The following is a 13,953-nucleotide window of genomic DNA, read 5'->3' as shown; positions in this document are numbered from 1 at the left end:
CCCCCCACGACTGCAGACCACTGGTTCACGCCGGATTGACCACGAAAGGCCAGGAGATGACAATCGCGAATTCCCGACTTGAGACCGGCGGGGGCGAGTCCCGCTATGTCGCCGGCACCACCGACCCCAACCTTCAGGCCTGGGTGGACGAAATTGCCCGGCTGACCCAGCCCGACGCCGTCGTCTGGTGTGACGGATCGTTGCGCGAAGCCGACGTGCTCGCGAAACAGCTCGTCGCCGAGGGCAAGCTCATCCACCTGAACCCGGAGTGGCGCCCCAACAGCTACCTGGCCCGCACGAGCCCGTCGGACGTGGCGCGCGTCGAGGACCGCACCTTCATCTGCTCGGTCGACCCGGGCGATGCCGGCCCCACCAACAACTGGGCCGACCCGGACGCGATGCGGGGCGAGCTGCGGGGAGTCTTCGCCGGCAGCATGCGCGGGCGCACAATGTACATCGTGCCGTTTTCGATGGGACCGCTCGGCGGCCCCATCTCCCAGCTCGGCGTGGAGATCACCGACTCGCCCTACGTGGTGCTGAACATGGGCATCATGACGCGCACGGGCCAGAAGGTGCTGCACATGATCGAGGCCGGAGCCCCCTGGGTGCACACCGTGCACAGCGTGGGCTACCCGCTGGTCGACGCCGAGGGGCGCCGCCGTGGGGACGTCTCCTGGCCGTGTAACGACACCAAATACATTGTGCAGTTCCCGGAGACCCGCGAGGTGTGGTCGTTCGGCTCGGGCTACGGCGGCAACGCGCTGCTCTCGAAGAAGTCGTTCGCGCTGCGGATCGCATCCGTCATGGCCCGCGACGAGGGCTGGCTGGCCGAACACATGCTCCTGATCAAGGTAACCTCCCCGGAGGGCGGCGTGTCGCACCTGGCCGCGGCGTTCCCGTCGGCCTGCGGCAAGACGAACCTGTCGATGCTGCGCCCGACCATCCCCGGGTGGAAGGTCGAGACCATTGGCGACGACATCGCCTGGCTGCGCCCCGGGCCCGACGGCCGGCTGTACGCGATCAACCCGGAGGCCGGCTTCTTCGGTGTGGCCCCCGGAACCGGCGAGGTCACCAACCCGACCGCCGTGGCCACCGTCTGGGGCAACACGATCTTCACGAACGTCGCACTGCGCGACGACGGCGACGTGTGGTGGGAGGGTCTGACCGAGACCACTCCCAGCCACCTGATCGACTGGGAGGGCAAGGATTGGACGCCCGCCTCCGGCCGCCCGGCCGCCCACCCCAACTCCCGCTTCACGGTCGCTGCGGCGCAGTGCCCGTCGATCGCCGACGACTGGGAGGCCTTCGGCGGCGTGCCGATCGACGCCATCCTCTTCGGCGGACGCCGCGCGACGAACGTGCCGCTGGTGGCCCAGGCCCGCAGCTGGAAGCACGGCGTGTTCATGGGCGCGACCATCTCCTCGGAGAAGACCGCGGCCGCCGAGGGCACCGTCGGCGAGTTGCGCCGCGACCCGTTCGCGATGCTCCCCTTTTGCGGCTACAACATGGCGGACTACTGGGCGCACTGGCTCAAGGTCGGCCGTGGTCTCGGCGGCAAGGCGCCGGAGATCTTCCAGGTGAACTGGTTCCGCAAGGGCGCGGACGGAAGCTTCCTCTGGCCCGGTTTCGGCGAGAATTCCCGCGTGATCGAGTGGATCGTGCGCCGCGTCGAAGGTCTCGCGGATGCCGTGGACACCCCGATCGGACACCTCCCGGTCCAGGGTGGCCTCGACCTGAAGGGTCTGGACCTGGCCGACGCGGATGTCGAGCAGCTCTTTGCGATCGACCCGGCCTCCTGGCTGGCCGAGTGCGACCTCACTGAGGATTACTTCGCCAAGTTCGGCGACCGGGTGCCGCCGGCGCTGCTCTCCGAGCTCGCGAGCGTGCGCTACAACCTCCGAAACGCGTAGCGGGGCTCGGCGCCGCTGGTGCGCTGCGGCATCCGTTGCCTGACGAATTCGACGGAGATTGTGCTTCCGTGGGGCTGTTTCGGGTGTGTAATCCGCTTCAGATCCGAAAATCTCCGTCGATTTGGTCACGAGCGCCTGCAGTGGGGGACGTGCGGGGCCGGGGGCAGTCGTACGATGCTGCCAGTCGGGCGGCGGTGCCCGGCGGGAAGTCGCAGGTCCGATGCATGACGACGGCGCACTCGTGGAGAAACGCATCGACCGGTTCGTGCGGGCGCGGCTGCGCCCGGCGGTGCACCGGGCATCCGTGCCGTTGCGGGTCGCGGCCTGGTCGGTGACGGATGCCCCGGTGCCCTTCGACTAGGCCGTGCGCCAGCAATATGCGCCGTCGGCCGGGCGACGGATGCGGCGGGCCGCACCGTCACGACCGTGCAACTGTCGCTGTTGCGCGCCGCGGTGTTCCCTGACCCCACGGCCGACCAGGGCCGGCACGAGCTGCGGGTGTCGCTGCGGGCCGGCGCCGGTATCCCCGAGGCGGTCGCGGAGGGGTACCGGCTGAACCTGCCGCTTTGTTCGGTGACCGGGGTGAGAGCGGCCCGCGTGGATCCGTTGATCTAGGTCGACCACCCGGCCGTCGTGGTCGAGGCGGTCAAGCTGGCCGAGGACCGCAGCGGGGATCTGATCGTGCGGCTCTACGAGGCGCACGGGTCGCGGGTGCGGGCGCGGGTCATCCGTCACTTCGCCGCGACGGATGTCACCGAAACCGACCTGCTGGAACGCCCCCTGGCCGCGCCGCGGGCTCCGTTCGCCGCCGATGGCTCCGCGCTGACGCTCGAGCTGCCCGCGCTGTTACCCGCGCTGTTACCCGCCCTGGTACCCGCTGTCCGCGCGCTGACAGGGTCACATGCGTCTAACGAATTCGACGGAGATTTTGGCTAGATCGGGTGTTCCAGGCCCAAAACTGGCGGTTTAGACTAAAAACTCCGTCGAATTGGTTCGGGCAGCCCAGGCTAAACGAGCAGCTGGTGCTTGGCGAGCTCGCGGTAGAGCGGCGTCGAGGCGACCAGCTCGGAGTGCGTGCCGGTGCCGATGACCTGGCCGTGGTCGAGCACCACGATCTGGTCGGAGTCGACCACGGTCGACAAGCGGTGCGCGATCACGATCAGGGTACGGTCCACGGCGACCGCGTCGATCGCGGCCCGCATCTTCTGCTCGTTGACGCCGTCGAGACTCGAGGTGGACTCGTCCAGCAGCAGGATGGGCGGCGCGGCCAGCAGGGCGCGCGCGATCGCCAGCCGCTGGCGTTCGCCGCCGGAGAGCATCACGCCGGACTCGCCGACCGCCGCGCCCAGCCCGGCCGGGTCGCGCTCGAGCACCTCGGAGAGGTTCACGGCGTGCAGCACGGCGATGCACTCCTCGTCGGTGGCGTCGGGCGTGGACAGGGTCAGGTTGTCCCTCAGCGAACCGGCCAGAACGGGGGCGTCCTGTTCGACGTAGCCGATCTGCGAGCGCAGCGCGGTGCGGTCGAGGCTGCGGATGTCCAGTCCCCCCATGCGCACAACGCCTCCGGTCGGGTCGTAGAAGCGCTCGATCAGGGCCAGGATGGTGCTCTTGCCGGCACCGGACGGGCCGACCAGGGCGGTGCGCTTGCCGCGCGGGGCGTCGAAGGAGACGCCGCGGAGCACCGGGCGGGGCTTGTCGGCGGCGTCGGCGTCGCTGCGCTCGGTCGCCCGTTCGGTCGCCTGCTCGGCAGCACGGTCGGCCGCGGCCGCGGCGGCGCGGTCAGCGGCCGCGAGATCTGCCTCGACGAGGTCGGGTTCGGCCAGCACGGCCTCCATCACGGCCGGAACCACGATGGCGGTCTCGAGCACGAACGGAGCCGCGACGGCGGTCTCGATCATCGCGTTCTCGGCGGCGACGAGCTCGGCGTCGGAAGCCGTGTGAGCGGAAGGCCCGGCACCGGAAAGAGCGGCGGCATCCGCCGACGCGGCCGCAGCAGAGCCGATAGCCCCCGCACCGGCTGCGGCGCCGGCAACACGGCCGACACCGGCAGCACCGGCCTGCGACCCGGCCTGCGACCCGGCCTGCGACCCGGCCTCCGCACCCGCGGCATCCGTCGCTGCCGAGGCGACCAGGTAGCCGAACTGCACGTTCTCGAACGAGATCGCCGGGGCATCCGGCCGCACCGACTCGTTGGCGGCGCCGACCGTGATGGCCAGAGGGGCGATGTCGCGGTCGAACTGGTCCTCGGTGGGCAGGTCGATGATCTCCTGGATGCGGCCGAGGGCGCCGAGCGCGGCGTTCACGGAGGTGATCGCGCCGAACGCCTGGCCGAGCGGCACGATCATCAGAAACAGGAACAGGATGAACGCGATCAGGTCCGCGATCGTGATGGTGCCGCTGGCCACGCGGAAGCCCCCCACGCCCAGCACGACCAGGAACGACACCTGCATGGCGATGCCGGCGATCGGCACGACGAGGGCCGAGATCCTCGCGACCTGGATGCCCATCTGCCAGGCGCCCTTGGCGTCCTCCTCGACGGCGGCGATCTCCCGGTCGGTGGCGTTCGAGGCGCGCACGGTGCGCACCGCGCTGATGGCGCGCTCGACACTGGCGGCGAGGTCGCCGACCTTGGCCTGCGCGGCGAGGCTGGCGGCACGGATGCGCTGCGACAGCAGTGTGACGGTGACCACCGACACGGCGATCACCAGTACCGTCAGGCCGAGCAGCACCGGATCGATCACGAGCATGGCGATGAGCGCGCCGACGAACGTGAGCGAGCCGCCGATCGCTTCGACCAAACCCTGGGTGAGCACGGCCCGCAGCAGCGTGGTGTCCGACCCCACCCGGGAGACCAGGTCGCCGGTGCGGCGGGTGTCGAATTCGCTGATCGGAAGGCGGAGCATCCGCCCGATCAGTTTGCGGCGGCTGGAGAGCACGACGCCCTCACCGGTGCGCTGCAGCAGATAGTGCTGGTAGCCGCTGATCAGGGCGGAGACGACGACGAGTGCGACCAGCGCCCACACCAGGCTGCCGAGCGCGTCACCCTCCTGCACGATGGTGATGACCTGGCTGACCAGGAGCGGCTGGGCGAGGCTGGCGAGGGCGCCGAGGATGCTGAGTACGACGACGAAGCCGAGCACCTTCTTGTGCTCGAGCAGATACGGGACCAACTGGCTGAACGTCGCGCGGGGTCCGCCGGCATCGTCGCGGCGCCCCATCCGGCCGAGGCGACCGCGACCGGCCGTGCGGCCGGCCGTACTGGTGGGCGGGCGGGCGGCGGAACGGGGGTTGCTGGGGGTACTCACTGAATGAGCTTAACCGCATCCCGCTTGGGATGGGCCCGGCGGTCTCCAGTTGGGAACCGTGCCGGAGACCGTCGTCGTGGCCCGGAATCTCGTCACGAGGCACCAGGATTTCGCCGCCGTGGACGGCATCTCCTTCGAGGTGGCGCCCGGCGAATCCTTCGGACTGCTCGGCCTGAACGGGGCCGGCAAGTCCACCACCATGCGCAGGCTGGGCGCCGTCTCGACCCGCACCGGCGAGACCTATGATCCTTCTCGGCCTGGCCTTCACGACCCGGCGCCTGCGCATCCTGTTCCTCGACTGACCCGGGTCTCGACAGGCTCGACCACCGGTGGTCGAGAGCCGGCCGAGAGCCAGGTCTGTGCTCGATGTCGATGTCGCGGGTCTCGCGGCTCAGCAGCAGGGCGACCAGGGTGATCACGGCCATCACCGAGAGGTAGACGCCGACCCAGAACGGGCTGCCCTCGCCGAGGGCCCACAGCCAGATCGCGATGAACGGAGCCACCGCCGCCCCGAGGATCGAGCTCATGTTGTACGCGAAAGCGGAGCCGGTGTAGCGCACGCTGGTCGGGAACAGCTCGGGCAGCAGCGCGCCCATCGGCCCGAAGTTCATGCCCATCAGCGAGAAGCCGAGGATCAGGAAGAACATCACGCCGACGAACCCGGCGCCGAGCAGCGGCACGAAGAGCAGGCCGAATCCGATGATCGCCAGGGTCACGAAGATCAGGGTCTTGCGGCGCCCGTGCCTGTCGGCCTAGGGGCCGGAGGCCAACGTGAATATGCCGAAGACCAGCACGTAAGTGGCCAGCATGATGAAGGTGCCGAGGATCAGCTGGCGCCAGTGCGACCGGAACACGGCCGCGAGCGGCAGCTTCTCCACCCGCTTGGTGGCGACGACCTGTGTGAAGGCGTCGGATTCGACCAGGCGCAGGCGGACCCAGAGGCCGACGACGACCATCACCGCGGAGAAGAGGAACGGGATGCGCCACGCCCACTCGAGGAACGCGTCCGAGGGGCGGGTCGGGTCGTCAGCGGGTCGGGTCGTCACCGGGCAGGGCCAGTGTGATGGCCAGGAACAGGCCGTTGGCGATGATGAAGCCGAGCGGGGCGCCGACCTGCGGGAACGTGCCGTACCAGGCGCGCTTGCCGACCGGGGCGTTCTCGGTCGCGACCAGCGCGGCGCCGGACCACTCCCCGCCGAGTGCGAAGCCCTGGGCGAGGCGCAGGACCACGAGCAGGGCCGGCGCGAGCCAGCCGATCATGGCGTAGGTGGGCAGCAACCCGATCAGGAAGGTCGCGATGCCCATGGTCAGCAGTGCCCCGACGAGAGTGGCCTTGCGGCCCCTCTTGTCGCCGAAGTGGCCGAAGACCAGCGCGCCGATGGGGCGGGCCACCATGGCCACGCCGAAGACGGCGAACGACGCCAGCTGCGCCGTGGTCTCGTTTCCGGTCGAGAGAACAGGTGCGGGAAGTCGAGAAGGGCGGCCGTTTGTGACAGCCGCCCTTGCACCCTACGTCCGGAGTCTTGGCTCCGCTAATCCTCGGCTCACGCTCCGGTAACGATACGGATGCCGCCGCGCACCATGGTCGTTTCTTACTCGCGCAGCTTCTGCAGCAGCTGAGCGGTCGCGATGGCCGCCGCGGCCGCCTCTTCGCCCTTGTCCTCCTTCGATCCGGGCAGGCCCGCCCGGTCCAGGCCCTGCTGCTCGTCGTCGAGGGTGAGCACGCCGAAACCCACCGGCTTGCCGGTGTCCAGCGCCACCCGTGTGAGGCCATCCGTTGCCGCCGACGACACGTACTCGAAGTGCGGGGTGCCGCCACGAATGATCACGCCGAGCGCGACAACCGCGTCGGCGCCGTTGTCGAGGGCCACCTTGCACGCAACCGGCAGCTCGAAGCTGCCGGGAACCCGCACGAGCGAGTAGCGGGCACCGGATGCCTCGAGCACCCGGGTCGCACCGGCGATCAGCCCGTCGGTGATCACGTCATGCCAGCGTCCGGCGACGATCACGATGTCCAGCCCGGTTCCGTCGATCTCGATCTCCGGGGAGCCTGCTCCGCTCATAGTGCGATTCCTTTCAGCATGTCTGCTTCTGTGATGTGGTGGCCCATCCGGTCGCGCTTGACGGCCAGGTAGTCCTGATTGTGCGTGCCGACGCCGACGACGAGCGGCACTCGCTCGGTCACGGTGATGCCGTGCGCCTCGAGCTGGCGCACCTTCTCCGGGTTGTTGGTCAGCAGCCGCACGGCGGACAGGCCCAGGTCGTGCAGGATGGCCGTGGCGGCGCCGTAGTCTCGGGAGTCGGCGGGAAGGCCCAGCGCCACGTTGGCGTCGAAGGTGTCCAGGCCGTCCTCCTGCAGCTTGTAGGCGCGCAGCTTGTTGATCAGCCCGATGCCGCGGCCCTCCTGGCCGCGCAGGTAGACGACGACGCCGCCGAGCTCCTGAATGGTCTCCAGGGCGGCATCCAGTTGAGGCCCGCACTCGCATTTGAGCGAGCCGAACGCCTCACCGGTGAGACACTCGGAGTGCACTCGCACGATCGCGCCGTCGGCGGGGGTGCCGGAGACGATGGCCACGTGGTCGGCGCCGGTCATCCGGTCCCGGTAGGCGCGCACCTGGAAGTAGCCGTGCCGGGTGGGCACCGTGGTCTCCACCTCGAAGTCCACCCGCGGCGATTCGAGGATCGGGCTGACTGTGGGCAGCTCGGTGTCGGTGTGGAACTCCTGCAGGTAGGCGATCAGGTCCTTGATGGTGATCACCAGCACGCCCTCGCGCTCGCCGAGGGCGAGGAGCCCGGGCAGGCGCATCATCTCGCCGTCTTCGGCGACGATCTCGCAAATTCCGGCGACCGGTACGAGGCCGGCCAGTTTCATCAGGTCGACGGCCGCCTCCGTGTGGCCGTCCCGCTCGCGCACACCGCCATCCCTCGCGCGCAGCGGCATGATGTGGCCGGGCCGGTGCAGGCTGGACGGCGTCGAGGCCGGATCGGCCAGCACGCGCAGGGTGTGCGCGCGGTCGGCCGCGCTGATCCCGGTGCTGAGCCGGTCGGCCGCGTCGACCGACACCGTGTAGTTCGTGCCGCGGGGGTCCTCATTGTTCGGCACCATCACCGGCAGATCGAGCTTGTCGGCTAGGTCGTTGGTCATCGGCGCGCAGATGAAGCCGGAGGAGTACCGCACGGTCCAGGCGATCCACTCCTGCGTGGCCATCTGGGCGGAGATGATCACATCGCCCTCATTCTCACGGCCCTCGTCGTCGGCGACGATGACCGGTTTCCCGAGCCGGAGGGCATCCAGCGCGGTAGGAATGTCGGCGAGGCTCATGAGTGGCTCCTTTTCGATCCGGCGTCCGCCAGGGCGAGCATGCGCTCCACGTGGCGGGCCAGGATGTCGGTTTCGATGTTGACGTGATCGCCGATCGTGCGCTGTCCCAGCGTCGTAACGGTGAGGGTTTCGGGGATGAGAGAGACTTCGAACCACTGGTCCGGTTCGCTCGCCGGGCTGATGTTGCTGACGGTCAGCGAGACGCCGTCCACGGCGATGGAGCCCTTGCCCACCACGAGCGGGGCGAGTTCGGCGGAGAGGCTGAACCGCAGCACCCGCCAGGCCTCACCGGGGGTGACGGCCAGCAGGGTGCTGGTGCCGTCGATGTGGCCCTGCACGATGTGGCCGCCCAGGCGGTCGCCGACGAGGGCGGCGCGCTCGAGGTTGACCGGGCTGCCGGCGCGGGCGGCATCGAGGGTGGACATGAGGAGGGTCTGGGCCATCACGTCGGCGGTGAAGGTGTCGCCGGTCTGCTCCACCACGGTGAGGCAGACGCCGTTGACCGCGATCGAGTCGCCGTGGCCGGCGTCGGCTACGACTCTCGGGCCGCGGATGGTGAGGCGGGCGGCATCCGTGGATCGCTCCACCTTCTCGACCTGGCCGAGTTCCTCGATGATTCCGGTGAACATGATTGTCCTATCTCGGCCGGGCGACGACGAGGAGGTCGTCGCCGAGTCGGTCGTAATGGTCGATGGCCAGGCGGCGCTGGTCGGTGATGCCGGCCACCCCGATGTCGCCCAGGGCGAGCCGGGCGCCGCCGAGCAGCGTGGGCGCTAGGTACACGAGGTACTCGTCGACCAGCCCGGCCGCGACGAACGCACTGGCGAGAGTGGGCCCACCCTCGATGAAGGCGTGACGGATGCCGCGCCGGTGCAGGTCGTGCAGCACGGCCAGCAGATCGTCGGTGGCGAAGAAGAGGGGCGGATGCGGGTGGGCGCGGAGGGCGGCGTCGTTGGGGATGCCGCGGGTGCCGATCACGACCGGCACCGGCTGCGTGGGCAGAAGCTTTCCAGCGGCGTCGCGGGCGGTCAGGGCAGGGTCGTCGGCGAGCGCGGTGCCGGTACCGACGAGGATGGCGCCGGCTGCCGCGCGCCGCCGGTGCACGTCCTGCCGGGCCTCCGGTCCGGTGATCCAGCGGCTGGTCCCGTCGTCGGCCGCCGCGCGCCCGTCGAGGCTCGACGCCCACTTGAGCGTCACGAACGGGCGCCCGAGACGGGCGGCGACGAGCCAGTCGGCGAGGAATCGTTCGACCTCGTCGACGAGCAGCCCGCCGGTGACGTCGATTCCGGCGCCGTGGAGCCGGTCGGCCCCGCCGGAGGAGCCGACGCCGGGGTCGGCGACGGCGTAGACGACCCGGCGGACGCCGGCGTCGATCAGGGCGAGCGAGCAGGGGCCGGTGCGGCCGGTGTGGTTGCAGGGTTCGAGGGTGACGACGGCGGTGGCACCGCGGGCGGCGCCGGCGGCGAGTCGGCTCAGGGCGACAACCTCGGCGTGGGGGGTTCCGGCGCCGAGATGCCAGCCTTCGGCCAGGACCTGCCCGGAATCGTCGAGGAGAACACAGCCGACGCGGGGGTTCGGGCCTGTGGCCGGCCCATTCGCGGCCAGCGCGAGCGCACGCCGCATGATGGCCTCGAGCGCCGCTTGTTCCGTCATTCCCGTCCTGTCCGTTGGTGCAACGAACTCCGGGTTTGCGGTGCGGCGAACACCATGTGGGTTGCGAAACCCGCCGACCGACCGGAATGGTCCATCGACTCGTGCGCCTCTCATCCGGACTTTAACCGTCGGTGCTGGAATTTCACCAGCTCAACCGTTCCGCTTTGGGAGCGGCACGGGTCGCGGACTTTCACCGCCGGTTCGGACTTACACCGACCCCGGAGCACGTTTCATATAACTACTACTAGTTATATCCCAACGCGTCGGCCACAGAAAAATTCCCGTTCGAGAGTGCGGCCTGCGATGGGCGCTCACGACTGCGGATGCGCGGCGACGGCCGGTTGGGGGGCCCGCGGCGGCCAGGTGCTGGCGCCGAGTTCCCGGGAGATGTTCCGGGCCGTCTCACGCAATCCGTTCAGCACGCTGGAGTCGGGAGGCCACTCGCTCGACGGTACGACAACGGCGACCGCGGCTATGACATTGCCGCGGGTGTCGACCACGGGCGCCGCGATCGACGACTCGCCCAGCACGGCCTCGTCCTCTTCGGTGGCGATGCCGTTGCTCACGATCGACACGAATTGGATGGCCAGCTGAGCCGGGTCGGTGATCGTGGCGCCGGTGAGACTGCGCAGGGGCATCCCCAGCAGTCCGGAGGCGTATTCCGGACTGTATGCGAGGAGAACCTTGCCCATTGCCGAGGCGTGGGCCGGGATGGACAGGCCCGTTTCGGGCATCTGCTGGCTGCCGTCAGGCCGCTGGTTGTGGTGAATGATGATGACCTCGTCGAACAATTGCACCCCCAGACGTGTGGACAGTCCGGTTCTGCGCGCGAGTTCGAGGGTCCAGCGCATGGCCCGCGCGCGCACGTCGAGCGTGTCGAGGTAGACATTCGAGAGTTTGAGCAGGGCCGGACCGAGCATGTACCGGGTGCCGCCAGGCTCCTGCGCGACAAGACCGTGGCCCTGCAGCGATTTGACGATGCCGTGCACGGTCGAGACCGGCAGCCAGAGTTCGGTGGCGAGTTCGGTGATGCCGAGGTGGCGTGCGCCCTGCAACGTCGACAGCACTTTCGCCGCACGATCGATGGCTTGAATCACAGCTGCACCTCCGGTTGATTCCTTAAGTATGCCGCGTCACCAACGCGTCTTCATGCAACGTGTTGACATCGGCCCACTCTCTGGAGGATATTCGACATTATCGAATTGCGTTCTGTATTTCTTTGAGTCGCGAGGGAAAGTGTCTCGCGGATCCAGCTCGAAAAGTTCAACGGAGAGCAAACATGAAGATAATCCTGGAGGTCTCAACATGAAGAAACTAATCAATTCCCCGGAGACGGTTCTCGCCGATTCCCTCATCGGCGTGGCGGCCGCACACCCGGAACTTCGCGTCGACCACGTCAACCGCATCATCTACCGGACAGACCCGACCAGAGCAGGCAAAGTCGCCCTGCTCTCTGGTGGGGGAACCGGCCATGAGCCGCTCCACGGCGGTTTCGTCGGTGTGGGAATGCTTGACGCGGCCTGCGCCGGGGCGGTCTTCACCTCGCCGACACCCGACCAGATGCTCGAAGCCACGAAAGTCGTGGACAGCGGAGCGGGCGTGCTGCACATCGTCAAGAACTACACGGGCGACGTGATGAACTTCGAAATGGGCGCGGAACTGGCCGCGGCTGAGACCGGGATCGAGGTTGCCGTCGTGGTCGTCAACGACGACGTCGCGGTCGAGGATTCCACCTTCACCGCAGGCCGCCGGGGCGTCGGCACCACTGTCCTGCTCGAGAAGATCGCGGGTGCGGCAGCCGAGGAAGGCCGCGACCTCGCGGCCGTCACCGCGGTGGCCCGCCAGGTCAATGAGTCCGGCCGTTCCATGGGCGTGGCCCTCAGCAGCTGCACGGTTCCCGCGGCCGGGAAACCGACCTTCGAACTTGCCGAAGGCGAGATGGAGATCGGCGTGGGCATTCACGGGGAGCCGGGCCGCCGCCGCGTGCCGCTGGCCGGGGCCGCCGAGGTTGCCCGTCTGCTCGTCGAGCCGATCCTCGCCGACCTGGACTTCACCGGCGCCCCGACGATCGTGATGGTGAATGGGCTGGGCGGAACCCCGTTGATCGAGCTCTATGTCATGTATGCCGAAGTCAGGAAGATCCTCGACGCCGCCGGCATCACGGTTGCCCGCTCCCTCGTGGGCAACTACATCACCGCGCTGGACATGGCGGGCTGCTCCGTCACGATCCTCAAGGCCGACGAGGACCTGCTTCATCTGTGGGATGCGCCGGTGAACACCCCCGGGCTGCGCTGGGGAATCTAGCACCATGACGAATGACACGATCAGCCTTGACCAGCTCACCGGCTGGCTCACCCGTTTTCGCGACTTGGTGACCGAGCAGGTCTCGTACCTCACCGAACTGGATTCGGCCATCGGCGACGCGGACCACGGCTCGAACATGACCCGCGGCATGGGTGCAGTCCTCGAGAAAATCCAGGCCTCACCGGTCGTGGCCGTCGACGAACTGTTCAAGGGCGTGGGCATGACCCTGGTGACGTCCGTGGGTGGTGCCAGCGGCCCCCTGTACGGCACCTTCTTCCTGCGGATCGGTACCTCGGCAGGACCGGTCAGCACCCTGGACGCGCCCGGCCTGGCGGCCGCGCTTCGTGCAGGGCTGGGCGGCGTCGTTGCCCGCGGCAAGGCCGAGGCCGGGGATAAGACCATGTTCGACGTCCTCGCTCCCGCGCTCGACGCGTTCGACGCCGACCTCGTCGTTTTCTCCGATATCTCCTCGGCGGCCCGTGCTGCCTACTCCGCTGCACAAGCGGGGCGGGATGCTACCGCACCCCTGATCGCCCGCAAGGGCAGGGCCAGTTACCTGGGGGAACGCAGCATCGGCCACATCGACCCGGGAGCCGCGTCGACGTCGCTGCTTTTCCAGGCTCTGGCCGAGATCCTCGACAAGGAGTAGATCGTGATCGGAATCGTAGTGGTATCGCACAGCCCCCGGCTCGCGCAGGCAGCAGTGAACCTCGCAGTGGAAATGGTCGGGGTCAACGGCCCGGCCATTGCGATCGCAGCCGGTGCCGGCGCAGGAGTGATCGGAACGGACGCGTCCAAAGTCGCCGAGGCCATCGCCGAGGTTTCCTCTCCCGAGGGCGTGCTCGTGATGATGGATCTGGGATCGGCTGTGATGAGCGCGGAAATGGCGCTGGAGTTCTCGGACGACCCCGACCTGCCCGTCCGGCTCAGCAGCGGTCCCTTCGTAGAGGGCCTGATGGCCGCAGTGGTGCGCGCGGCGGGTGGCGCCACCCTTGACGAAGTGGAACGTGAGGCCCGAGGTGCTCTTCGCGCCAAGCAGATTCACCTGGGCGACGAGGACCCGGCCGGCCTGCCGGTCGACTCCGGCCCGGCGGCGGAACACACGATCGAGGTGACGTTGCTGAACCCCGACGGCCTGCACGCGAGACCGGTCTCGATGCTCGTCACCGCCATCAGCGCCTTTGAGGCGACGGTGACTGTCGCCAACCTCCGCACCGGCCGGCCCCCGGTGCCGGCTAACAGCCCGACTGCCCTGTTGATCGTCGGCGCCCGGAAGGGCGACACGATCTCCGTCGCGGCGGCCGGGCGGCAGGCTGTGGAGGCGCTCGAGGCCGTGAGCGAACTGGTCGGGAAGGGCTTCGGCGAGCTCGCGGCCGCCCACGCTCCCGCGCCCAGGCCGGCATGTTCCGCGTCGCGGCCGCAGGCGCGGCCGCAGGCGCGGCCGCAGGCGCGGCCGCAG

Annotated in this window: 13 protein-coding genes, 2 pseudogenes and 1 riboswitch; of the genes and pseudogenes, 8 read left to right on the top strand and 7 right to left on the bottom strand. The window is 69.0% G+C overall.

What is annotated here, in order from left to right:
- Positions 1–56: 56 nt before the first annotated feature.
- The 4 genes from CXY81_RS05095 (at position 57) to CXY81_RS17395 (ending at position 2,846) form a co-directional block, all read left to right on the top strand.
- Complete coding sequence (locus tag CXY81_RS05095) at positions 57–1,910, top strand: phosphoenolpyruvate carboxykinase (GTP) (protein WP_104194187.1); 1,854 nt, start codon at positions 57–59, stop codon at positions 1,908–1,910.
- A gap of 220 nt (positions 1,911–2,130) precedes the next feature.
- Positions 2,131–2,271 carry a hypothetical protein gene (locus CXY81_RS16330; protein WP_158252003.1) on the top strand — a complete coding sequence of 47 codons (141 nt, stop codon included), beginning with the start codon at positions 2,131–2,133 and terminating at the stop codon, positions 2,269–2,271.
- Between the two features lie 65 nt (positions 2,272–2,336).
- Positions 2,337–2,525, top strand: a complete 189-nt coding sequence (locus tag CXY81_RS17400; RefSeq protein WP_104194186.1) for a hypothetical protein — start codon at positions 2,337–2,339, stop codon at positions 2,523–2,525.
- Positions 2,526–2,543: 18 nt separating this feature from the next.
- Positions 2,544–2,846, top strand: coding sequence for a glycosyl hydrolase-related protein (locus tag CXY81_RS17395; RefSeq protein ID WP_104194185.1), 303 nt, complete (start codon positions 2,544–2,546; stop codon positions 2,844–2,846).
- Positions 2,847–2,917: 71 nt separating this feature from the next.
- Here CXY81_RS17395 and CXY81_RS05080 read toward each other — a convergent pair whose 3' ends face one another.
- Positions 2,918–5,128 (bottom strand): ABC transporter ATP-binding protein, encoded by a 2,211-nt coding sequence (locus CXY81_RS05080; protein WP_104194184.1) that lies wholly within the window; start codon positions 5,126–5,128, stop codon positions 2,918–2,920.
- Between the two features lie 145 nt (positions 5,129–5,273).
- On the opposite strand from CXY81_RS05080, the pseudogene CXY81_RS05075 reads away from it, so the two are divergent.
- Positions 5,274–5,477, top strand: a pseudogene (locus CXY81_RS05075) (ATP-binding cassette domain-containing protein); the annotation flags it as partial.
- 55 nt (positions 5,478–5,532) lie between these two features.
- Here the strand turns inward: CXY81_RS05075 and CXY81_RS05070 are convergent.
- From CXY81_RS05070 to CXY81_RS05045, 6 genes and pseudogenes are all read right to left on the bottom strand, one after another.
- Positions 5,533–6,723 (bottom strand): annotated as a pseudogene (locus tag CXY81_RS05070) (MFS transporter); the annotation flags it as partial.
- 84 nt (positions 6,724–6,807) lie between these two features.
- Positions 6,808–7,278, bottom strand: a complete 471-nt coding sequence (gene ribH / locus CXY81_RS05065; RefSeq protein ID WP_104100365.1) for a 6,7-dimethyl-8-ribityllumazine synthase — start codon at positions 7,276–7,278, stop codon at positions 6,808–6,810.
- Complete coding sequence (gene ribB, locus CXY81_RS05060; protein WP_104100364.1) at positions 7,275–8,537, bottom strand: 3,4-dihydroxy-2-butanone-4-phosphate synthase; 1,263 nt, start codon at positions 8,535–8,537, stop codon at positions 7,275–7,277. Before ribB ends, ribH begins: the two co-directional genes overlap by 4 nt.
- A complete protein-coding gene (locus CXY81_RS05055; RefSeq protein ID WP_104171357.1) occupies positions 8,534–9,166 on the bottom strand; it encodes a riboflavin synthase in 633 nt (210 codons plus the stop codon). Before CXY81_RS05055 ends, ribB begins: the two co-directional genes overlap by 4 nt.
- A gap of 7 nt (positions 9,167–9,173) precedes the next feature.
- Positions 9,174–10,190 (bottom strand): bifunctional diaminohydroxyphosphoribosylaminopyrimidine deaminase/5-amino-6-(5-phosphoribosylamino)uracil reductase RibD, encoded by a 1,017-nt coding sequence (gene ribD / locus CXY81_RS05050; RefSeq protein WP_104194183.1) that lies wholly within the window; start codon positions 10,188–10,190, stop codon positions 9,174–9,176.
- 98 nt (positions 10,191–10,288) lie between these two features.
- Positions 10,289–10,420: riboswitch (FMN riboswitch) on the bottom strand.
- An 81-nt stretch (positions 10,421–10,501) separates the two neighbouring features.
- On the bottom strand, positions 10,502–11,287 hold the full coding sequence (locus CXY81_RS05045; protein ID WP_104171359.1) for an IclR family transcriptional regulator: 786 nt from the start codon (positions 11,285–11,287) through the stop codon (positions 10,502–10,504).
- 208 nt (positions 11,288–11,495) lie between these two features.
- Here CXY81_RS05045 and dhaK point away from each other — a divergent pair, with 208 nt between their 5' ends.
- The 3 genes from dhaK to dhaM form a co-directional block, all read left to right on the top strand.
- The gene (dhaK, locus tag CXY81_RS05040; RefSeq protein WP_104171360.1) at positions 11,496–12,494 is read left to right on the top strand and encodes a dihydroxyacetone kinase subunit DhaK; all 999 of its coding nucleotides are present in this window, start codon (positions 11,496–11,498) and stop codon (positions 12,492–12,494) included.
- A 4-nt stretch (positions 12,495–12,498) separates the two neighbouring features.
- Positions 12,499–13,143: a dihydroxyacetone kinase subunit DhaL gene (gene dhaL, locus CXY81_RS05035; RefSeq protein WP_104171361.1), complete on the top strand. Its 645-nt coding sequence runs from the start codon at positions 12,499–12,501 to the stop codon at positions 13,141–13,143.
- 3 nt (positions 13,144–13,146) lie between these two features.
- On the top strand, positions 13,147–13,953 hold an 807-nt coding region (gene dhaM / locus CXY81_RS05030; RefSeq protein WP_146067618.1), incomplete at its 3' end, for a dihydroxyacetone kinase phosphoryl donor subunit DhaM.

It is taken from the genome of Cryobacterium sp. M25, assembly GCF_002929635.1.
GTDB classification, from domain to species: domain Bacteria; phylum Actinomycetota; class Actinomycetes; order Actinomycetales; family Microbacteriaceae; genus Cryobacterium; species Cryobacterium sandaracinum.
Note: the sequence above shows the minus strand (reverse complement) of the source record. Positions and strands in the feature narration are given on the sequence as shown.